18 protein-coding genes, 1 pseudogene and 1 riboswitch are annotated in these 21,082 nt (G+C 70.8%); of the genes and pseudogenes, 7 read left to right on the top strand and 12 right to left on the bottom strand.

The features are described from left to right. Positions 1-27: 27 nt before the first annotated feature. The 4 genes from AB0N06_RS03020 to ribD are packed head-to-tail and all read right to left on the bottom strand — an operon-like array spanning position 28 to position 3,664. Positions 28-1,323 carry a bifunctional 3,4-dihydroxy-2-butanone-4-phosphate synthase/GTP cyclohydrolase II gene (locus AB0N06_RS03020; RefSeq protein ID WP_366133010.1) on the bottom strand — a complete coding sequence of 432 codons (1,296 nt, stop codon included), beginning with the start codon at positions 1,321-1,323 and terminating at the stop codon, positions 28-30. Continuing rightward, positions 1,320-1,964: a nicotinamide mononucleotide transporter family protein gene (locus AB0N06_RS03015; protein WP_366133009.1), complete on the bottom strand. Its 645-nt coding sequence runs from the start codon at positions 1,962-1,964 to the stop codon at positions 1,320-1,322. Before AB0N06_RS03015 ends, AB0N06_RS03020 begins: the two co-directional genes overlap by 4 nt. Next, positions 1,961-2,563: a riboflavin synthase gene (locus AB0N06_RS03010; protein WP_366133008.1), complete on the bottom strand. Its 603-nt coding sequence runs from the start codon at positions 2,561-2,563 to the stop codon at positions 1,961-1,963. The genes AB0N06_RS03015 and AB0N06_RS03010 overlap by 4 nt, the downstream gene beginning before the upstream one ends. Next, the gene (gene ribD / locus AB0N06_RS03005) at positions 2,564-3,664 is read right to left on the bottom strand and encodes a bifunctional diaminohydroxyphosphoribosylaminopyrimidine deaminase/5-amino-6-(5-phosphoribosylamino)uracil reductase RibD (protein WP_366133007.1); all 1,101 of its coding nucleotides are present in this window, start codon (positions 3,662-3,664) and stop codon (positions 2,564-2,566) included. A 159-nt stretch (positions 3,665-3,823) separates the two neighbouring features. Continuing rightward, a riboswitch (FMN riboswitch) is annotated at positions 3,824-3,954 on the bottom strand. Between the two features lie 286 nt (positions 3,955-4,240). Between ribD and AB0N06_RS03000 the strand changes: the two are divergent. Then, positions 4,241-4,737: pseudogene (locus AB0N06_RS03000) on the top strand (chitinase C-terminal domain-containing protein); the annotation flags it as partial. A gap of 317 nt (positions 4,738-5,054) precedes the next feature. Here the strand turns inward: AB0N06_RS03000 and AB0N06_RS02995 are convergent. After that, positions 5,055-6,245, bottom strand: a complete 1,191-nt coding sequence (locus tag AB0N06_RS02995; RefSeq protein WP_366133006.1) for an ROK family transcriptional regulator — start codon at positions 6,243-6,245, stop codon at positions 5,055-5,057. Positions 6,246-6,394: 149 nt separating this feature from the next. Here AB0N06_RS02995 and AB0N06_RS02990 point away from each other — a divergent pair, with 149 nt between their 5' ends. The 3 genes from AB0N06_RS02990 (at position 6,395) to AB0N06_RS02980 (ending at position 10,600) form a co-directional block, all read left to right on the top strand. Continuing rightward, positions 6,395-7,624: an MFS transporter gene (locus AB0N06_RS02990; protein ID WP_366133005.1), complete on the top strand. Its 1,230-nt coding sequence runs from the start codon at positions 6,395-6,397 to the stop codon at positions 7,622-7,624. Positions 7,625-8,078: 454 nt separating this feature from the next. Continuing rightward, positions 8,079-9,470, top strand: a complete 1,392-nt coding sequence (locus tag AB0N06_RS02985; protein ID WP_366133004.1) for a solute carrier family 23 protein — start codon at positions 8,079-8,081, stop codon at positions 9,468-9,470. 428 nt (positions 9,471-9,898) lie between these two features. Further along, positions 9,899-10,600, top strand: coding sequence for a DUF5995 family protein (locus tag AB0N06_RS02980; RefSeq protein WP_366133065.1), 702 nt, complete (start codon positions 9,899-9,901; stop codon positions 10,598-10,600). Between the two features lie 18 nt (positions 10,601-10,618). Here AB0N06_RS02980 and AB0N06_RS02975 read toward each other — a convergent pair whose 3' ends face one another. From AB0N06_RS02975 to AB0N06_RS02965, 3 genes are all read right to left on the bottom strand, one after another. Further along, on the bottom strand, positions 10,619-10,747 hold the full coding sequence (locus tag AB0N06_RS02975; protein WP_366133003.1) for a hypothetical protein: 129 nt from the start codon (positions 10,745-10,747) through the stop codon (positions 10,619-10,621). Positions 10,748-10,928: 181 nt separating this feature from the next. After that, positions 10,929-12,635: an NAD(P)/FAD-dependent oxidoreductase gene (locus tag AB0N06_RS02970; protein WP_366133002.1), complete on the bottom strand. Its 1,707-nt coding sequence runs from the start codon at positions 12,633-12,635 to the stop codon at positions 10,929-10,931. A 49-nt stretch (positions 12,636-12,684) separates the two neighbouring features. Continuing rightward, a complete protein-coding gene (locus AB0N06_RS02965; RefSeq protein WP_366133001.1) occupies positions 12,685-13,482 on the bottom strand; it encodes a carbon-nitrogen hydrolase family protein in 798 nt (265 codons plus the stop codon). A gap of 306 nt (positions 13,483-13,788) precedes the next feature. Here AB0N06_RS02965 and AB0N06_RS02960 point away from each other — a divergent pair, with 306 nt between their 5' ends. After that, positions 13,789-14,358: a Repetin gene (locus AB0N06_RS02960; protein WP_366133000.1), complete on the top strand. Its 570-nt coding sequence runs from the start codon at positions 13,789-13,791 to the stop codon at positions 14,356-14,358. Between the two features lie 15 nt (positions 14,359-14,373). Here the strand turns inward: AB0N06_RS02960 and AB0N06_RS02955 are convergent, their stop codons facing one another. After that, positions 14,374-14,829 carry an Lrp/AsnC family transcriptional regulator gene (locus AB0N06_RS02955; RefSeq protein ID WP_266987999.1) on the bottom strand — a complete coding sequence of 152 codons (456 nt, stop codon included), beginning with the start codon at positions 14,827-14,829 and terminating at the stop codon, positions 14,374-14,376. A 155-nt stretch (positions 14,830-14,984) separates the two neighbouring features. Between AB0N06_RS02955 and AB0N06_RS02950 the strand changes: the two genes are divergently transcribed. Continuing rightward, positions 14,985-16,010 (top strand): GDSL-type esterase/lipase family protein, encoded by a 1,026-nt coding sequence (locus AB0N06_RS02950; RefSeq protein ID WP_366132999.1) that lies wholly within the window; start codon positions 14,985-14,987, stop codon positions 16,008-16,010. 173 nt (positions 16,011-16,183) lie between these two features. On the opposite strand, the gene AB0N06_RS02945 is transcribed toward AB0N06_RS02950, so the two are convergent. Then, positions 16,184-17,650, bottom strand: coding sequence for a GuaB1 family IMP dehydrogenase-related protein (locus AB0N06_RS02945; protein WP_366132998.1), 1,467 nt, complete (start codon positions 17,648-17,650; stop codon positions 16,184-16,186). Between the two features lie 304 nt (positions 17,651-17,954). Between AB0N06_RS02945 and AB0N06_RS02940 the strand changes: the two genes are divergently transcribed. After that, a complete protein-coding gene (locus AB0N06_RS02940; RefSeq protein WP_366132997.1) occupies positions 17,955-19,010 on the top strand; it encodes a terpene cyclase in 1,056 nt (351 codons plus the stop codon). 128 nt (positions 19,011-19,138) lie between these two features. Here the strand turns inward: AB0N06_RS02940 and AB0N06_RS02935 are convergent, their stop codons facing one another. Together AB0N06_RS02935 and rpe are read right to left on the bottom strand one after the other, a co-directional pair. Further along, a complete protein-coding gene (locus AB0N06_RS02935; RefSeq protein WP_358861707.1) occupies positions 19,139-20,155 on the bottom strand; it encodes a sugar-binding domain-containing protein in 1,017 nt (338 codons plus the stop codon). 176 nt (positions 20,156-20,331) lie between these two features. Further along, positions 20,332-21,015 (bottom strand): ribulose-phosphate 3-epimerase, encoded by a 684-nt coding sequence (gene rpe / locus AB0N06_RS02930; protein WP_345513217.1) that lies wholly within the window; start codon positions 21,013-21,015, stop codon positions 20,332-20,334. Positions 21,016-21,082: the final 67 nt, after the last annotated feature.

Below are 21,082 nucleotides of genomic sequence, written 5' to 3'. Positions count from 1 at the left end.
CTCTCCTACCGCTCGTTTCCGTGCTCGTTACTGGTTGCCGCAGGTCGACACCGAGGCGGTGTCGAGCCAGGGCAGGTCGTGTCCCATGCGGTCCCGCTTGGTGCGCAGGTACCGCAGGTTGTGCTCGCCGGCCTGGACGGGCATCGGCTCGCGTCCGGTGACCGCGAGGCCGTGCCGCAGGAGCGCCGCGGTCTTGTCGGGGTTGTTCGTCATCAGCCGGACGCGGTGGACGCCGAGGTCCTTGAGGATCTGGGCGCCTGCCGCGTAGTCCCGGGCGTCGGCGGGCAGGCCGAGCTCCAGGTTGGCGTCGAGGGTGTCGACGCCGCGCTCCTGGAGTTCGTACGCGCGCAGCTTGGAGAGCAGGCCGATCCCCCGGCCCTCGTGCCCGCGCAGATAGACGACGACGCCGCGACCCTCTTCGGTGATGCGCTGCATGGAGGCGTGCAACTGGGGGCCGCAGTCGCAGCGCTGGGACTGGAAGATGTCGCCGGTCAGGCACTCGGAGTGGACCCGGACGAGGATGTCGTCGCCGTCACCGAGGTCACCGTGGACGAGCGCGACGTGCTCGACGCCGTCGACGGTGGAGCGGTAGCCGTACGCGGTGAACTCTCCGAACGACGTCGGCAGCCGGACCTCGGCCTCGCGGCGGACGGTCGGCTCGGCGGAACGGCGGTACGCGATCAGGTCCTCGATCGAGATGATGGTGAGGCCGTGCTTGCGGGCGAACGGGACCAGTTCCGGCAGCCGCAGCATGACGCCGTCCTCGCCCGCGATCTCGACGATCGCTCCGGCGGGGCGGAGCCCGGCGAGCCGGGCCAGGTCGACGGCGGCCTCGGTGTGGCCGTTGCGGACCAGGACACCGCCGGTCCTTGCCCGGAGCGGGAAGATGTGGCCGGGGCGCACGAAGTCGCCGGATCCGGCCCGGCCGCCCGCCAGCATCCGGAGCGTGGTGGCCCGGTCGGCGGCGGAGATGCCGGTGGTGACACCGTGCGCCGCGGAGGCGTCGACGGAGACGGTGAACGCCGTGCGCATCGACTCGGTGTTGTGGGCGACCATCTGCGGCAGGTCGAGCCGTTCCAGCTCGTCGCTCTCCATGGGTGCGCAGATCAGGCCGCGGCACTCGCTCATCATGAAGGCGACGATCTCCGGGGTGGCCTTCTCGGCGGCGATGACGAGGTCGCCCTCGTTCTCCCGGTCCTCGTCGTCGACGACGACGACGGCGCGGCCGGCGGCGATGTCGCGGATCGCCTGCTCGACGGGGTCGAGGGACAGGTCCTCGGCCGTGCTGTCTTCCCGGTGCAGCCAGGTGGGCTGGGCAGTCATGCCGTGGCTCCTTCCAGAGCGGGTGTCCGCGTACGCAGCCACCAGTCGCGCATGCCCCACAGGACGAGGGCGCCGTAAATGACGTAGACGAAGCCGGAGAAGGCGAAGCCGTTGGCGAAGTTCAGCGGTACGCCGACCAGGTCGACCAGGAGCCAGGCGAACCAGAACTCGACCATGCCGCGCGCCTGGGCGTACATCGCGACGACCGTGCCGACGAAGATGTACGCGTCGGGCCACGGGTCCCACGACAGCGCCGGGAACGCGGTGAACAGGCCGCCGACGGCGAGCGTGCCGAGGGCCGCGCCGCCGGCCAGGCAGGCGCGCTCGCGCCAGGTGGCGAACCGTACGGCGATGGAGCCGTCCTGGGCCTGCTGCCTGCCGCGGTTCCACGACCACCAGCCCCACGCGGCCACGCCGATGACCACCAGCTGCTTGCCCGCGCTGCCCGAGAGGTGCGCGGAGGCGAAGGCGACCAGGAGGATCACACCGGAGAGCAGCTGTGCGGGCCAGGTCCACAGGGAACGCCGCCAGCCGAGCGCGAGGGCGACCAGACCGACCGTGTTGCCGATCATGTCGGACCACTTGATGTGCTGGTCGAACAGGGCGAAGGCCTCCGAGTTGAGCCAGCCGGCCGCGCTCACTTCGTGCCCTCCCGGTCACCGAGCAGCCGCTCGACGTACTTCGCGATGACGTCCACCTCGAGGTTGACCGGGTCGCCGGGCTCCTTGATGCCGAGCGTGGTCAGAGCGAGGGTGGTGGGGATGAGGCTGATGGTGAAGTAGTCGGGCCCGGCGTCGACGACGGTCAGGCTCACGCCGTCGACGGTGATCGACCCCTTCTCCACCACGTAGCGGGTCAGCTCCGCCGGGAGGGAGATCTTCACGATCTCCCAGTTCTCGGAGAGCTTGCGCTCGACGATGCGGCCCGTGCCGTCGACGTGTCCTTGGACGATGTGTCCGCCGAGCCTGCCGCCGAGTGCCATGGGGCGCTCCAGGTTGACCCGGGAGCCGGTCTCCAGCGCGCCGAGGCTGGACCGGTTCAGGGTCTCCGCCATCACATCGGCGGTGAATTCGCCGTCGCCGAGGTCGACGACGGTGAGGCAGACGCCGTTGACGGCGATGGAGTCACCGTGCTTCGCGCCTTCGGTGACGACGGGACCGCGCAGGCGGAATCGGGAGGCGTCGCCGAGCTTCTCGACGGCGGTGACCTCACCCAGTTCTTCGACAATTCCGGTGAACACTCAGTTTCCCTTCCGGGCAGGGCCGGGGACGGCGGTGATGCGCAGATCGGGGCCGATGCGTACGGTCTCGGTCACATCGAGGCGCAACGCCTGGGCGATGGTGGAGATTCCGGCGTCGGCGAGGGCTGCGGGGCCCGCGCCGAGGAGCACGGGGGCGAGGTAGCCGACGACCTTGTCGACCGTTCCCGCCGCGACGAAGGCCCCGGCCAGGGTCGGGCCGCCTTCGAGGAGTACGGATCGGACGCCGCGCCCGTGCAGGGCGGCAAGCAGGGCGGGGATGTCCAGGCCGCGGCCGGTGGCGGCGCGCGGCAGTCGCAGGACGGTTCCCTCGGGAAGACGGCCGGCGTCGGCGTCGTCGGCGACCGCGATCAGCGTGGGCGCCGTGGAGTCGAGGACACGGGCGCCGGGCCGTACCGCGGTGGCATCGGTGTCGACGACGACCCGGAGCGGCTGCACGGCGCCTTCGATGCCACGTACACCGAGCTGGGGGTCGTCCGTGCGGGCGGTGCCGGAACCGACCACGACGGCGTCGGCCTCGGCGCGCAGCCGGTGGACGTCGGCGCGGGACTCGGCGGAGGTGATCCAACGGCTGGTGGCGTCGGCGGCCGCGCTCCGGCCGTCGAGGGTCGCCGCGTACTTCCACAGCACGTACGGACGGCCGAGCCGCACCGAGGTCAGCCAGGCGGTGTTGCCCGCCTCGGCGAGTTCGCCAAGGAGTCCCTGTTCCACGGTGACCCCGGCGGCACGGAGGGTGTCCGCGCCTCCGGTGGCCTGCGGATTCGGGTCGGCGACCGCGTATACGACGCGGCTGACGCCGGCCTCGGTCAGCGCCTGGGCGCAGGGGCCGGTGCGACCGGTGTGATTGCACGGTTCGAGGGTGACGTAGGCGGTTCCGCCACGGGCCTTCTCGCCTGCTTCGCGCAGGGCGTGGATTTCGGCGTGCGGCCCGCCGGCCCGCTGGTGGAAGCCTTCACCGGCCGGCTGTCCCTCGGCGTCGAGGATCACGCATCCGACGACCGGATTGGGGCTGGTGGAGCCGAGTCCGCGGGCGGCGAGCGCGATCGCCCGGCGCATGGCGGTGGTGTCGGCTGCGGTGTCCACCGGGTCCTCCTGCCTCTTCGGGCACGGACTCCGGGGCCTGTCGATGACGACAGATGAAGCGGAACGCAACAGGGGACGCCGAAACCGAAGACACGGACGCAAGTGTTCCGGGGACCCCGGACATGCGTCCGCCGACGGCGGCGTACCTGTGACGGCCCGCCGCGCACTGCCTCCCATCCGGACTTTAACCGTCGGTCCAGGAATCCCACCTGGTCAACCGGCCGCTGGATGCGGACGGGTCGCGGACTATAACCGCCGGTTCGGAATTGCACCGACCCCGGAGTGCGCTGCTGCTGGTACACGGTCAGTGTGCCACGCCCACTCATGGGCCATGCGAAGGAGTGTCTGTGGAGTGGCTCACAGACAGACCCGGGGAGCCCTCCGTACGGGGTCGTATCCGGACATACCGCAAGGGATGGTCCAGACCTATCCACTCGATGGTCTAGTCCTTTTGATCTCTGCGTCACCTCCGAGGAACTGCCCCGCGGTGTGCGCACGCCCGTGGCCCAACACGACCCACTCCCTTACCAGTTGTGTTCCGCCGACCTCCCCAGGAGGAACGACACGTGCTGTGGCCTCTGGCACGACGACGCCAACGGCCAGGAGGCACCGGCCGGTTCCCACCCGATGTGGCGCGCGAAGAACCTGGAGAAGGGAAGCGTCGGCGACTACGTCACCGACGACGGGTTCACCGCGGACACCGAGTTGACCGGCACATACGTCCGCACGTACGACTCCACGCCGGTCGCCCCCTGGCTGCGGAACGCAAAGAAGAAGGTCTTCCTCTCCACCGAGGACGAGTAGTCGGTGTCCGCCAAGGCGGACTACGTCGTCGACAGGGGCACGGCGGCACGATGGTCTGGGAACTCGCCGGGAATTACGGCCGGAACGCCGTCAAGGGGCAGTACGAGCAGGGCTCCACCCCCACCACGGCGATGTACGACAGGTTCAAGTCGGCCACCCCGTACGGCGCGAAGCGGTCCACCATCGATCTGCCGGCCCAGGCACTCGACATCGACGTGTCCTTCGACCAGTTCCCGCTCGGTGACTCCAACTACCCGATCAGCCCCAAGCGCCGGAGCCGGCCCGGCCCCATCTCCGGGCGACGGGGGAGGAAACGGCGGATCCTCCCCGTACGACTGGCGGGCACGGCGTACGCCGGGTACCGGCGGGGCGGGCATCCGACCCCCGAACGGGCCGTGGGAAAGGCGATGTTCGAGGACTTTCTCGCACAGTGTTTCGGCCGCCCGGAGCGATCCGAGTGAGCCCGCGTCGCGTCAGCCCCGCGGGTCGCTCCGGCCGCCTGGGCCGAGGAGATCTTGGGGCACGGGCGCCGTGCGCCCCGGCCGTCAGGAGGGAAACCCCGTCGCGTACGGCCTCGTGGCCCGCCTCAGCCGCCCGCGGTGAACAGCTCGTCCTGAGCTGCCTCGCGGGCGGCGAGCAGCGCGCCGCGCAGCACCGCGGAGCCGCCGAGAGCGCCCGCCCTGACCTCCGTGCGCAGCGGGGACATCATGGCCAGCCGTTCCTCGACCCGAGACGCCAGCGCGTCGCCGCCCGCATGGCCGACCTCGCCCGCGAGGACCACACAGCCGGGGTCGATGACCGAGGCGACGGCGGCGGCGCCCACCGCGAGGCGGTCCGCGAGCGCGCAGAGGAACGTCTCGCTCTCCCCCTCCCCCGCCAGCGCTGCCCGTACGGCGGACGCGGCGGCGGGTTCCCGTTCCCCGGAGCCCGGCCGCGTACGCACGTCGATGCCGTGTCCCCGGGCCAGTTCGCAGATCTGCACGGAGCCGGCCAGGGAGTGGAACCCTCCGTCGCAACTGACCGCGGAGGGCACTCCCGTCGTGCCCGGCACGGGCAGGAAGCCGATCTCGCCCGCGCCGCCGGAGGCCCCGCGGTGCAGCTTGCCGCCCAGCATGACGGCGGCGCCGATGCCGTGGCCGAGCCAGAGCAGGACGAACGTGTCACGGTCGCGGGCCGCTCCGGCGCGGTGCTCGGCGACGGCGGCGAGGTTGGTCTCGTTCTCGACGAGCACGGTCGCAGGCAGCCGCTGCTGCAGCACCTGGACCAGGCGGCGGTGCCAGGCGGGCAGGCCGGTGGTGTCGCGGAGCTCACCGGTGACCGGGTCGATCAGGCCGGGGGCGCCGATGCCGACGCTGTGCAGCGGTGCGGCGCCCGCCTCGCGCGCGGCGCGTTCCAGCAGCGCCGCGGCCTGCTCGACGGCGGCGTCGGTTCCGGTGTCGCTGCCGATCGGCAGGGTGGCCTCGGCGAGCGTGACACCGAGGAGATCGGCGACGACGACGGCGACGCTGTCGGTCCGTACGTCGAGAGCGGCGAGGTGGGCCCGGTCGGCGACGATTCCGTACAGCCGGGCATTGGGGCCGCGGCGGGCGGCGCCGCTCTCGCCGACGACCCGGATCAGCCCGGCGCCCTGCAGCCGCTCCACCAGATCGGCGACGGTGGGGCGGGAGAGTCCGGTCAGGGTCTTCAGCTGGGTGGCCGTCAGCGGGCCGTCCTGCTGGAGCAGTCGCAGGGCGAGCCGGTCGTTGATGGCCCGGGCGGTGCTCGGTGATGCGGGCATGCCGGGATCCTTCCAGATCGCTGCCGCACGGGAACGAACCGTCATGGTCTATTTATCAGGCAGGGTTCCTGATAGTTTACGCCGCACCGCGGAGCGGGGCGGCCGGGGCCACCGGCGGCACAGAATTCCCAGGGGAGGGAACGGCCTGCATGACGACGGATTCCGCAGAGACGGTCTTCGGCGCGGAGCAGGTGAAGCGGGCCAGGTTCGCCGTCGCTGCGGTCTTCACCGTGCACGGCGCCGTGACCGGCAGCTTCGCCACCCGCGTGCCCTGGATCCAGGACCACGCCGGGGTCAGCGCGGGACAGCTCGGTCTCGCCCTGGCGTTCCCGGCAATCGGCGCCTCGCTCGCCATGCCGCTGGCCGGTGCGATCAGTCATCGCTTCGGCGCCAGGACGGCGCTGCGCGGGCTGCTGGCGCTGTGGACACTGGCGCTGGTCCTGCCCGCGCTGGCACCGAACCTGCTGACGCTGTGCGCGGCACTCCTCGTGTACGGGGCATCGGCCGGCATGTCGGACGTGGCGATGAACGCCCTCGGTGTCGAGGTGGAGAACCGTCTCGACAGGTCGATCATGTCCGGGCTGCACGGGATGTGGAGCGCGGGCGCCCTCCTCGGTTCGGCGGCGGGCACGGTGGCCGCGCACCTGGGCACCGACGCCCGGCTGCACCACACCGTCGCCGCCCTCGCGCTCACCGTGCTCGGCCTGATCGCCTGTCAGGGCGTGCTGGATCTGCGCAGCGAGCCGGACGAGGAGCCGCCGCCGCGGTTCACGCTGCCCCCCAGGTCGGCGCTGGTCATCGGTGCGGTGGGCTTCTGCGCGGTGTTCGCGGAGGGGGCCAGCCTGGACTGGTCGGCGGTCTATCTCCGGGACATCATGGACAGTTCCGCGGGACTCGCGGCCGCGTCGACGACGGCGTTTGCGCTCACGATGGCGGTGGCCCGGATCGCCGGGGACAGGGTCGTCGACTGGTGGGGCGCGGTCAGGACCGTGCGGGTCGGCGGCGTGCTGGCGACGGCCGGCGGGCTGCTCGTGGTCACGTCGCCGAACTCGGTGCTCGCGATGTGCGGCTTCGGGCTGCTCGGCCTCGGTGTCGCCGTCGTCGTCCCCCTGGCCTTCGCGGCGGCCGGGCGCAGTGGACCGAACCCGAGTCAGGCGATCGCGGGCGTTGCCACCATCACGTACACCTCGGGACTCATCGCCCCGTCGGCCATCGGTTCGCTGGCCGAGGCGACCTCGCTGATCGTCTCGTTCGGCCTGGTGACAGTGCTGGCGGCCGGACTGGTGCTGGGCGCCGGCGTGTTGCGGGCGGGCAACCGCCGGGGCGCGGCGAAGAGGGTCGGCGCGCCCGGCACGGCGGCGGCCGAGCCTCGCGCCTGAACGGTTCGGCCAGGCGGAACGAGGTGCGGATGCGGTGTCCGTCGACAACCACGGTCCTCGGCGCGCGGGGCGGCGGGCGGTCCCCGTGCGCGGTCCCGGCCGCCGAGGAGGTGGCCGGGGCCGGAACGGCGGTCGGAGCGGCCGCGGCGGTGAGCAGGGCCCGAGACGCCGACGGGGTCTTCCACGCATCGAGAACCCCCATCACAGAATCAACGATGCGAATGGCGTTCACGAGCAGGACCGTGGGGGCGTAGAGCCGCCTGTTCGGAGTCACCGTGCCTCGCGCACCATTCATGAATGGGACCCGGTCGAGGCCGACGCAACGGGACCCCGACACGAGTCAACGGACGCTCCGGCATTACCATGACGCTGATCTTTTCCGCGGACCGCGCCGGGCCGGACGAACAACACCGGGCACCGCACGGACCCACACACGGACACACAGGGAGCGACCATGGGCGGCCTCGGCGTGCGCTGGACCTTGCACGGCGACGGAAAGACCCCCGCACCGGGGGCCGTGGTCCGGCCCGACGAGCGGCTCTCCTGGCCCCGTACGTTCGGGCTCGGCGCCCAGCACGTAGTGGCCATGTTCGGCGCGTCGTTCGTCGCTCCCGTGCTCATGGGTCTGGATCCGAACCTCGCGATCATGATGTCGGGTGTCGCGACGGCAATCTTCCTGCTGGCCACTCGCGGCCGGGTGCCCAGCTACCTGGGCTGCTCGCTCTCCTTCGTCGGCGTGGCCGCGACCATCCGGGCCAGTGGCGGGGACAGCTCCGTCGTCACCGGGGCGGTCTTCGTCGTCGGCGCGGCGCTCTTCCTCGCGGGTCTCGCGGTGCAGCGGTTCGGCGCGCGGATCATCCATGCGGCGATGCCGCCCGTGGTCACCGGCGCCGTCGTCATGCTCATCGGCTTCAACCTCGCGCCGGTCACCGCATCGACGTACTGGCCGCAGGACCAGTGGACCGCGCTGGCGGTGATGCTGTTCACCGGAATGGCCGTCGTGTGCCTGCGCGGATTCTTCTCGCGTATCGCGATCTTCCTCGGCCTGGTCTTCGGCTATGCGCTGTCCTGGGTCCTGGACCAGGTCTTCGGCAAAATCCATTCACCGGCGGGCGGCGCCGAGGTGGTCGACCACTGGCGGCTCGACCTGTCGGGTGTCTCCAAGGCCGACTGGATCGGACTGCCGTCCTTCCACGCCCCGAGCTTCGAGTGGTCCGCGATCCTGGTCGCGCTGCCGGTGGTGATCGCGCTGATCGCGGAGAACGCGGGGCACGTCAAGGCCGTCGGCGAGATGACCGGTGACCCGCTCGACGACAAGCTCGGCACCGCCATCTCGGCGGACGGCGTGGCCTCCATGCTCTCCACCGCCGTGGGCGGCCCGCCCAACACCACGTACTCCGAGAACATCGGCGTCATGGCCGCGACCCGCGTCTACTCCACCGCCGCGTACTGGGCCGCCGCCTGCTTCGCCCTGCTGTTCGGCCTCTGTCCCAAGTTCGGTGCGGTCGTCGCCGCGATCCCGGGCGGGGTCCTCGGCGGCATCACCGTCATCCTGTACGGAATGATCGGTCTGCTGGGCGCCCAGATCTGGATGAGCGGCAACGTCGACCTCCGCAACCCGCTGAATCTGGTGCCGGCCGCCGCGGGCATCATCATCGGCGTCGGCGGGGTCAGCCTGAAGATCACCGACAACTTCGAGCTGAGCGGAATCGCCCTCGGCACCATCGTCGTGATCACCGGCTACCACGTGCTTCGGGCCTTCGCCCCAGCCCACCTGAAGACCCAGGAGCCCCTGCTGGACGCGGGTACGTCCTCGTACGACGACACCAGGCCGCCCACGCAGTAGCCACGCCCGGCAGAGATTCCGTGGACCGCTTGCTGGGCCGCGGTCGGCCCCGGTGTGGCGCCGGGGCGAACAGATGCGGAGTCGATGCCGGGGCGGCCGCGCCAGGTCACGCCAGGCATGGACCGACCGGTCGGCAGGGAAACGCAGGCACACGGCACGTCGTGGACGGACAGTTCGCTCGGACCAGCTGACGGCGTCGTCGGCCGTGGCACCGAGCGGGGTGCCTGCGCAGGCTCGCGCAGAGCCATCGGTGACCCCGTGCCCTCCGCCTGACCGCGAACCGCCGCACCTGTCCGGAGCGTCCCGGAGCCGGCCCCCGGGTCACCGATGGCTCTGCCGTCGTTCCCCCGTTCCGATGAACCCGCGGCCGGTCGGCGCCAGGACCTGCCCGCGGCTGGAACGCTGCCCCCATGGCGCAGTTCAAGCAGATGGAGCAGTTCACTGACCGGGCCGGTCCCGGCGCCGCACCGCCCGATGTCACCTCGGTGATCGGGCGGATGCGTGACTTTCAGTCCTCCTGGCCGCCGGTGGACGGGGTGGCCGTCTTCAACCGGATCTACCTGGCGGTCACCGAGACCGTCGACCGGCGGATCACCGGTGGCGCGTTCCCGGACCGGGGGGCCGCCGCCACCCTGGATGTGCGGTTCGCGGAGCACTATCTGACGGCGGTCGACGCGGCGACGGCCGGGCAGCGGCCGCCCGACTGCTGGCGTCCGCTGTTCCAGTACCGGCGCCATCCCGGCGTACGGCCGCTGCAGTTCGCACTGGCGGGTATCAACGCACACATCGGCCATGACCTGGCACTCGCGGTCGTGGACACCTGCCTTGCGCTGCACTGCGCTCCGCCGGATCTGGAGGACGAATTCGACCAGGTGGGCGATCTCCTCGTGATGCTGGAGGAGCAGATCCGGGAGGATCTGATGCCGGGGCCCGATCTGCTGGAGGTCGCGGATCCGCTCACCCATCTGCTGGGATCGTGGAGCCTGGAGCGGGCCCGTGAGGCGGCGTGGTCGGCGGCCCGGGTGCTGTGGCGGCTGCGCGATCTCCCGCTCCTCGCCGAGGAGTTCCGGCAGCGGCTCGACGCGGGGGCCGGTCTGGTGGGGCGCTGTCTGCTCACTCCTTGCCGCTGACCGCGCCCCACCGGGTCCTCAGAAACTGTCGCCGTACCAGTGGACCGCTCCGGGCGCGGTGACCGTCGCCCGTACCGCCGCCGGGCCGGCCGGAAACGGACGGGCCATGCCCACGTGCTCCTTGCCCGCCACCGCGTACGTCGTCATCGGCCGCCGCGCCGCCCGCCGTGGCTCACCGGCGCGACGCCGCCTCGTACATCGCAGGTCACGCCGTCAGCAACGACATCTCGGAACGCGCCTTCCAACTGGAGACGTCGACGACGTGATGGGGGTCGAGATCTCCGGCCTGAGCCGGCAGCGCAGCGTCTGCCGGCCCGCGTAACGCCGCTCAGTCCTCCGGGAGTTCGACCGGGGCGATGTCGTCGAAGACATCGCCGGGGCCGGGATTCGTCGCGTCCGTGGCACCGCCGAAGTGGTGCATCACACCCCATACGGCGTTGAGCGCGGTCTGCACGGCGCCCTCGGCCCACCCGGCCGTCCACGAGATGTCGTCGCCCGCGAGGAAGAGTCCCCGCTTGTCGGCGGGCAGCCGGTCCTGCATGAAGTGGGTGAACAGCCGCCGCTGGTAGCGGTAGTGGCCCGGCAGGTTGGCCTTGAACGCACCCATGAAATAGGGCTCGTTCTCCCAGGAGACCGTCACCGGGTTGCCGATGATGTGCTTCCTGATGTCGACATTCGGGTAGATCTCGCCGAGCGACTTCAGCATCACTTCCATGCGCTCGTTCGGGGAGAGCGGCAGCCACTTCAGACTGTCGTCGCACCAGGTGTACGAGAGGCAGATGACGGCCGGCTTGTCGGGCCCGTCGTCGAGAAGGTACGTGCCCCGGGTCATCCGGTCGGTGAGCGTCATCGACATGGTGTCGCGCCCGGTGGGAACCCCCCTGCCGTCGACGGCCTTGTCCAGCCAGAACGGCCGGTCGACGGGCACGAACAGCTTCGACGACTCCATGTAGTGGGTTCGCTCCATCGCCGTCCAGTGGTCGATGGGGAACAGATCGTCGTCACAGGCGATCTTGGAGAGCAGCAGCCAGGACTGCCCCGTGAAGATCGCCGCCCGGAAGGTGCGGATGTCGCCGGTCGCATCGGTGACGGTGATCCGGTTCCCGGCGGTGCGGTGCAGCCGGGTCACGGCGGGACGGGGTTCCCCGTCGTGCAGCGAGGACAGCGAGGTACCGAGCGGCCAGTGCACGATCTTCTGCGGCTCTCGGTCCCAGAGCCGCAGCGGGAGCTGCTGGCTGCCGCCGACGATGCCGCGGTGGTGGTCGTCCGCCTCGGTGTAGACGACCCGCAGGATCTCCAGGATGGAGTTGGGGAAGTCGGTGTCCCAGCCGCCGGTGCCGAACCCGACCTGGCCGAAGATCTCGCGGTGCCGGAACGACTTGAAGGCGTCGGAGTCGCAGAGGAAGCCGTAGAAGGTCTGGTTGTCGAGCTTCTCGACGAGCTTCGCCCAGATCTCCCGGATCCGCGGGATGTCGCGCTCGCGCATCGCCCGGTTCATGTCGGAGAAGTCTGCGCCCTCCTCAAGACACGCGTTCCAGGCGTCCATCACGTCACGGTAGACCTGCGGCAGGTCGTCGATCGTCTCCGCGTAGTGCGACTCGCCCTTGAGGTCGACGACGGTCGACGGGGTGGCCGACGCGAGCGGGTTGGGGAACGGGCTGGTCTCCAGGCCCACCAGGTCGATGTAGTGCTGCAGCGCCGTGGACGACGGCGGGAAGCGCATCGCGCCCATCTCCGCGGTCAGTGAGGGGTCGCACCCGTCGAAGCCGACGGTACGCAGCCGGCCGCCTATCCGGTCCGCCTCGTAGACGACGGGCTTGAGGCCCATCTTCATCAGCTCGTACGCCGCCACGATGCCGGAGAGCCCGCCGCCGATGACCGCCACCTCGGCGCCGTGCTCGGTCGCCGGTATCTGCCCGAGCCCCGCGGGGTGCGCCAGGAAGTCGTCGTACGCGTAGGGGAAGTCCGGACCGAACATGGTGATCGGCGGCTGCGCGTCGGTGTGCTGAACGGCGTTGGGCACCGTGGACGTCATGGGGTGGGGACTCCTTGCGAGGGCAGTGGAAGAGAAGGGCGCGGTGGGCTCAGACGAGGGAGCCGTACAGACCGGGGCGGCGGTCGCGCAGATACGGGTTGGCGGCGCGGGACGCAGTCAGGAACTCCGGGTCGACCTCGCCGACCACGAGCTCCTCGCCACGTCCGGCGCGGGTGCGGGCCGTGCCGTCGGGGCCGGCCAGACAGCTCAGCCCGACGAACTCGAACTCGCCTTCCGGACCGGTCCTGTTGACGTACGCGACATACATCTGGTTCTCGAAGGCGCGGACCGGCACGAGGGACTCGGGGACGAACTGGAAGGGGTGCATCTGCGCGGTCGGCACCAGCAGCAGGTCGGTGGCGGCGAGGGCGTGCGCCCGTACGTTCTCCGGGAACTCGACGTCGTAACAGATCATGATCCCGATGCGTACGCCGTCCAGTTCGGCCTGGACGACGGTCTGCTCGCCGGGGGTGAACCACTGCTGCTCGAAGGAGCCGAAGAGGTGGGTCTTGCGGTAGTTGGCGAGCCGGGTGCCGTCGGGGCCGATCAGCTGTGCGGAGTTGAAGATCAGCTCGTCCGCGCGCTCCGGGTACCCATAGAGGACCGCGAGCCCGTGCCGTGCGGCGATGGAGGCGACGGTCTGCGCGGAGGCGCCGTCGGCGGGCTCGGCCAGCAGGGGTACGTCGTCGCCGATGGCATACCCGGTCAGGAACAGCTCGGGACAGACGAGCAGCCGCGCCCCGGCGGCTGCCGCGCGCTCTGCCGCCTCGTCGAGGGCCTTGATGTTCTCGGCCACCGAGCCCGGACGTCCGGAGCTCTGGAGCAGGGCGGTGCGCAACGGCGGCATGGCTGACCTCGGGCAGTGCGGGCGGGGCGGGGACGTATAGACGGTACGGGCCGGTAATCCGGCTGGACAAGGCGCGAGCGTTGCGCGCCGACCGTCGATCCATTGCGCAATTCGCCGGTCCGGCGGTGATTCGTTGCGTGGAGCGTCTGGGCAGGTCAGAGGGGTGATATCGGTCTCGCGTCGGAGTGGATCCCCGCCGCGCGGCGGAGAGCGGACGGGGACCCTGGCGCGATGTGCGGCGGCGGTCCCGCCGGAAGAGTGGGAGCCGTCCGAGCGACTCCCGCTCCGCCCTACGGAAGGCCTGTCATGACCCGCATCGCGCACACCCGCACCCGGCTCGCCGCGATCGCAGCTGCGCTGCTGATCACCGCGAGCGCCGCCGGCTCGGCAGCGGCGCTCGGCGACTCCGCCCCCGGATCTGCGAGGCAGCAACGGGAAGCGGCCGCCCTGACCGGTACGGCGAAGCTGTACCGCCCGGCCGGGGACGACATCACCTTCACCTTCGACGCCCACCTCGCCGCGAAGGACAACATGCACCCGGATCGTGCGTACGGTACCTTCCGCTTCCGCCACGTCTTCCCGAACGGCACGTCCGGCTGGGCCGAGGGCTCGGTGGACTGCCTGCTGACCGGCGGCAAGGTGGCCGTGGTCACCGGCGTCATCACGGCGACCGACATCGGCATCAAGGGCAGGCGGGTCGGCATGTCGGTCCACGACCTGGGCAGGCACGACCGACTGGGGTACAGCTGGGTGAACAAGGAGGCGGAGGAACACCTGCCCCCATGCGTGTCCTCGGCCCCGTTCGAGAAGGTCGAGGCGGGCACCGGCGACTTCACGGTGCTGCCCTGGCACCCGGAGTACGAGCAGAAGAGCTGATGCCCGCCCGCGGGATCAGCCTGGCGTCCCCGAGGAGTACCGCCGCAGCAGCGGCGACAGCACCAGCACGGACTTGGTTCGCTCCACATAGGGCTCGCCCGCGATCCGCTCCAGCACCTGCTCGAAGTGGCGCATGTCGGCGGCGAAGACCTGGACGATCGCGTCGGCCTCCCCGGTGACCGTGGAGGCCGAGGCGATCTCGGGGTAGCGCGCCAGACCGCTCTTGATCGCTTCCGGGGAGGTGTTGCGGCTGCAGTAGATCTCGATGAAGCCCTCGGTCTCCCAGCCGAGCGCCGCCGGGTCCACCCGCACGGTGAATCCGGTGATGGCCCCCTCCGCTCGCAACCGGTCGACTCGGCGTTTCACCGCGGGCGCGGACAGGCCGATGATCGCGCCGATGTCGGCGTAGGAGCGGCGGGCGTCCTCGGCAAGGGCGTGGACGATGCGTTCGTCGAGATCGTTCAGTCGCACTTCAGGTGGATCACTTCTCTGCGATGGCCGGTCGGGGCGTCGGCAGCACGGTGCCGCACCCGAAGTAGAACACGTGGTGGTGGGCGGGGCCGTACGGACGTCGGCACGGTGCAACGGGGTAGGGGTGGAGTGCATACCCGGCGAATGGAGCTCCGATGACCTGGCTCGACCCCGACCCCTTCCTGCGGGGTGTCGCCTGGCGGGACGGCGTGCGCCCGGTCCGCGCCGACCCGGCCGATCTGGCGCGGCTGCCGTGGGACACCGCGGAGCGGGCGCTGCTGCCGACCGGGGTCCGGCTGGAGTTCCTGGCACCGGGAGCGCGTGCGGTGGAGATCCGCTACCGCGCCGCGGCCCGGGGCGCGGCGGACGGCCAAGCCGGGCTCTTCGCACTGTGGCAGGGCGGGCGGTGTGTCGCGGAGGTCCTCGTCGCGCCCGCCGAGGAGGCCGTCACCGTGATCGGACTCCCGCCGGGGGAAGGCCCGTTCACCGTCCATCCGCCGGAGACGCTGGGCCCGGCGATCCTGGGCCTGCGGGCGGTGGGCGGGGCGCTGCTGCCCGCCCCGGTACGGCCGCGGTGGGTCGTCCACGGGGACTCCATCACCGAGGGCTGGTGGTCGACGCGCCCGGCCCACGCCTGGCCCGCCGTGGCGGGCCGCGCGCTGGGCCTCGACCCGGTCAACCTCGGGTACGCGGGTTCGGCGCGCGGGGAGTTGTGCGTCGCCGAGCAGATCGCCGGGCTCCCGGCCGACGTACTGACACTGGCCTTCGGCACGAACTGCTGGTCGTCGGTTCCCTTCTCGGCGCCGCTGCTGTACGAGACGGTGCGCGCCTTCGTCGCCCTGGTGCGCGCGGGCCACCCGGGGACGCCGATCCTGCTGGTCTCGCCGCTCCTGCGCCCGGACGCGGAGGACACCCCGAACGCCCTCGGAGCCACGCTGTCCGAGCTGCGGACGGCGCTGGAGCGGGCCGGCGCGAGCCTCGTCCGAGCGGGGGACGCCCGGCTGTCAGTGCTGCCGGGACGGGATGTCCTGGGCCCGGAACACCTGGTGGACGGCCTCCACCCGGACGACAGGGGCCATGCCCTGCTGGCGGCGGCGGTCGTCGATGCCCTCACCCCGTACGTAACCCTGGCAACGGAGAACGCCCGAGCCGCAACAGCGGCCCGGGCGCAGTCCTCGTGAACAACCCCGCGGGTCAACACGCCCGGGGCCTCTCGTCGGATCATGCTCGCGGGGTCCGGCCTGATCCGAACGAAGGACCCTGGCGACCCTCCCGGCAGGCTTTGCCCCGTCGCACCGCCCAGCACACCCGCTCGACGGCGCTCCTTGACGGGCAAACCTTGCCGGTCGCGGCACTAGCTCCAGCTGGCGTGCAGCGGCTTGCCCTCGGCGTAACCGGCGGCGCTCTGCACACCGACGACCGCCTTCTCGGCGAACTCCTCCAGGGACGCCGCACCGGCGTACGTGAAGGAGGAGCGGACGCCCGCGATGATCGAGTCGATCAGGTCCTCGACGCCGGGACGGGCCGGGTCCAGGAACATCCGCGAGGTGGAGATGCCCTCTTCGAAGAGCGCCTTCCGGGCCCGGTCGTACGCGGACTCGTCCGACGTACGGTTCTTCACGGCGCGCGCGGACGCCATGCCGAAGGACTCCTTGTAGTACCGGCCGTCGGCGGCCTGCTGGAGGTCACCGGGCGACTCGTGCGTACCGGCGAACCAGGAGCCGATCATCACGTTGGACGCGCCCGCGGCGAGTGCCATGGCGACATCGCGCGGGTGGCGGACGCCGCCGTCCGCCCAGACGTGCTTGCCGTGCTTCTTCGCCTCGGCGGCGCACTCCAGCACCGCGGAGAACTGCGGCCGTCCGACACCGGTCATCATCCGCGTGGTGCACATGGCACCGGGGCCGACCCCGACCTTGATGATGTCCGCGCCGGCCTCGATGAGGTCGCGCACGCCCTCGGCGGCGACGACGTTGCCCGCGACGATCGGCACCTGCGGGTCGAGCGCCCGGACCGCGCGGACCGCGCTGATCATGGACTCCTGGTGGCCGTGCGCGGTGTCGACGACGAGCGTGTCGACGCCCGCGTCGAGGAGCTGCTTGGCCTTGCCCGCGACATCGCCGTTGATCCCGACGGCGGCGGCGATCCGCAGCCTGCCGTTGGCGTCGGTGGCCGGGGTGTAGAGCGTGGCGCGGAGCGCCGCCTTGCGGGTGAGGATGCCGACGAGCCGGCCGTCCGCGTCGACCGCGGGGGCAAGCTTGCGGTGGGCGCCGTCGAGCTTGTTGAACGCGTCGCGCGGGTCGATGTCCGCGTCGAGCAGCACGAGGTCCTTGGACATGACCACGGAGAGCTGGGTGAAGCGGTCGACGCCGGTCAGGTCGTGGTCGGTGACGACGCCGATGGGCCGCTGCTCCTCGTCGACGACGACACCCGCGCCGTGGGCGCGCTTGGGGAGCAGGGACAGGGCGTCGGCGACCGTCTGGCCCGGGGCGAGCACGATCGGCGTGTCGAGCACGAGGTGGCGCGTCTTCACCCAGGAGATGACGTCGGTGACGACATCGATCGGGATGTCCTGCGGAATGACGACCAGACCGCCGCGACGCGCGATCGTTTCGGCCATCCGGCGCCCCGCGATCGCCGTCATGTTGGCGACGACAAGCGGAATGGTGGTGCCGGATCCGTCCGGCGAGGAAAGGTCGACCCCCTGGCGGGAACCGACCGCTGAGCGGCCCGGAACCATGAAGACATCGTCGTACGTGAGGTCGTACGGGACCGCGGGGGACTGTGTGTAGCGACCGGTGCCGGGTTCAAGAAAACGCATGACACTCATATTTTCACGCGAAACGGCGCAGGTCGCCGCCCCGAAGACACAGCAAATGACCCCCGCGATCGTACGTTCCCCCAAGGAGCGAGTGCGGGAGCCCCGGGCAAGTGAAACCTGCCTTGCCCGGGGACCCTACCCGCACGACGTGCGAACCAATCGCGATCATCTTCCCTGGACCTGATGACAAGAGGTCAGGTAGCTTCAAACGCGCAGGTCCCGCGAGTCACGACTACGCCCCGAGGACAGGCGGAACGGCCCCAACTTCCGTCATACGCAAGACCGGAGAGGATCCAGACCCGCCGTGGAGAACGAACTGCCGGATATCTACTGCCCGTTCCCCCAGCGGACGAATCCGCACGTCGCGCACACCCGTGAACACCTCGACAAATGGACGCGCAACACCGGTCTGGTGCACCGCGATTCAGCCAGGGAGCGCTTCGAGCAAGCCGACTTCGGAGCCTTCGTCGGCATGGTGTACCCGACCGCGAATGAGCACCATCTCGACCTCGTCGCCGACTGGCTCGTATGGCTGTTTCTCGTCGACGACCAGCTCGACGACGGCCATCTCGGCCGCAGCCCGGAGCGGGTGCGGGACGTGGTCGCCCTGATGCGCAGCGTGGTCGAGGGCACCGCTACCGGCCCGCTGCCGGACGAGGACCTCCCGGCCGCCGTGGTCGCCCTGGCCGACCTGTGGGAACGTACGACGCCGCACGCGGCGGCGCACTGGCTCCGGCGCTTTGCCCGGCACCTGGTCGCCTACCTCACCACGGCCACCACCTGGGAGGCGGGGAACCGGGCGAACGGTGTCGTGCCGTCCGAGGAGACCTACATCGCCAAGCGGCGGCACACCGGCGCGATACACGTCTCCACGGACCTGATCGAGATCGTGGCCGGCATCGAGACACCCGAGTCGATCCACAGCGATCCCCGGTTCATCGTCGCCGTGGAAACCTCGGGCAACGTCGTGTGCTGGGCCAACGACGTGTACTCGTACGAGAAGGAACAGGTGCTCGGCGAGATCCACAACCTCGTCCATCTGGTCCGGCACCACCGCGGTTACGGAAAGCAGCAGGCGCTCGAACACGTCTGCGCGGAGATCGCCACCGAGACCGAGCGCTTCCTCGCGGCCGAGGCCGAACTGCTCACGGCCTACCCCCAGCTGTCCGGGATGCTCCTCCCGTACCTGGACGGGATGCGGAGCTGGATGCGCGGCAATCTGGACTGGTCACGGCAGACACCCCGCTACAACCCGGCCGACGTCAGCCAGTACAAGGAGCCGGAGCAGTACCTGGAGGCGACGGTCCTGGGTATCGGACCGGAACCCGCCGACTGCGGGCCCGCGGGACGCGTCGTCTGACGATCACACAGAAAAGAGGCAGGACAGTACGGAGAAAGCCGGGTGCACGTGCCGCACCCGGCTTTCCTCCTGACCGTCAGTCCTCGCGACAACGCCGCAGAGGTGCGCGCCGGGCCCCGCGAGCCGGTCTAAGCGCCGTCCGGGTCGGCGCGCTCCAGGGCGGGCCGCTGCGGCGCCGCCGACTCCGTCAGCAGATAGTCGGCAGCGGCCGTGTCCGTCACCAGGCTGGTGACCAGACCGGACCGCAGGACCGCCCCGATCGCCGCCGCCTTGCGCTGGCCGCCCGCGATCGCCACCACCTCGGGGATCCGGCGCAGCCGGTCCGCCTCGACCGTGATGCACCGCTCCCCCAGGTCGCGGCCGACCCGGCGCCCCTGCGTGTCGAAGAGGTGGGCGGACATCTCGGCGGCGACGCCCAGCGACGCGTAGTGTGCCCGCTCCTCGTCCGTGAGCATGTCATGGACGGTGGAGATACCCGGCTCCCACGAGCCGATGGAGACCGCAGCAACCGTCACCTTGTCGAAGTATTCGAAGGCACGGGCGATGCCGGTCTGGTGACGCAGCGCGGCGGCCGTGGCCGGGTCGGGCAGCAGCATCGGCGCATAGATCGGGTGGGCCTCGCCGCCGGAAACCTGGGCGGCCCTGCGGACCGCCTCGACCGAGCCGCGCTCGGCCGTTCCCGCGTCGTACACCCCGGTCAGCTGGACGACCGTGCACGGCGGCAGCCGGTCGAGGGCCGCCGCCATGTGAATGGTGGACCGGCCCCAGGCCAGGCCCAGCACATCGCCCTCGTTCACCAGTTCGCCAAGGAGGTCGGCCGCGACCTCGCCCAGGTTCTCCGGGTCCGGGGCGTCGTCCTCCTCCTCTGCCGGCGATTCGACGACGACCGCGTGCCGCAGCCCGTAGCGGGCCCGCAGCGCGTCGGAGCGCTCCGCATCCAGTTCTGCGGGGACTCGGATCTCGATCCGTACGAGGTCACGCTCAAGGGCAGTCTCCAGGACCCGGGCCACCTTGAAGCGGCTGACGCCGAACTCTTCGGCGATCTGGATCTTCGACTTCCCCTCAAGGTAGAAGCGACGGGCCATGGCCGCCGCCTGTACCAGCTCCGCGGGCCCCATCCGCAGGGCGGACCTGCCCGCCGACATTGCAGACACCGCGATCTCCTCACTGCTGTTCACACGCTCGATACGCCGTTCATCCTGTCAGATACGGCAATCCTTGATCGGTCCCGTCGGACCGCGTTCATCTGCACGTGGCCGAGCCGACCGACAATCGGGGGCCCCAGTCGGTGCCGCCATGAATGCCGACGTCCCCGTCGGCTTCAGTGGTTGCACGCCCAGGCCGCCGAAGCGATCGTCCCGTCCGCCTTGGTACGCAGGGCGCGTACCGCCTCGGCCGGGTCATTGGCCCCGTACACCGCCGAGCCGGCGACGAAGACGTCCGCACCGGCCTCGGCGCACCGCTCGATGGTGGATTCCGAGACGCCACCGTCGACCTGCAGCCACAGCTCCAGACCGTGTTTGGAGATCAGCTCACGGGTGCGGCGGATCTTCGGCAGCATGATGTCGAGGAAGGCCTGGCCGCCGAAGCCCGGCTCCACCGTCATGATCAGCAGCATGTCGAGCTCGGGGAGCAGGTCCTCGTACGGCTCGATGGGCGTCGCCGGCTTGAGCGCCATCGAGGCGCGGGCACCCTTGGCCCGGATCTCCCGCGCCAGCCGTACGGGCGCTGCCGCGGCCTCCACGTGGAAGGTGACGGAACCGGCACCCGCCTCGACGTACTGCGGCGCCCAGCGGTCCGGGTCCTCGATCATCAGATGGCAGTCCAGCGGCGTCTCCGTGGCCCGGCTGAGCGATTCCACGATCGGCACGCCGAGGGTCAGGTTGGGCACGAAGTGGTTGTCCATCACGTCGACGTGGAGCCAGTCGGCGCCTTCGACGGCCGTCGCCTCCTCGGCGAGCCGGGCGAAGTCGGCGGACAGGATGCTCGGGTTGATCTGGGCCATGTGCCAAGCCTGCCACGTTCCGCGGCACTTCCCTGCCTCGGTGCGCCCCAAAGCCTCACGGGATCAT

Source organism: Streptomyces sp. NPDC051020 (assembly GCF_040683105.1).
GTDB lineage: Bacteria > Actinomycetota > Actinomycetes > Streptomycetales > Streptomycetaceae > Streptomyces.
The sequence above is the reverse complement of the archived record's forward strand: the minus strand, read 5'-3'. Positions and strand labels throughout refer to the sequence as shown.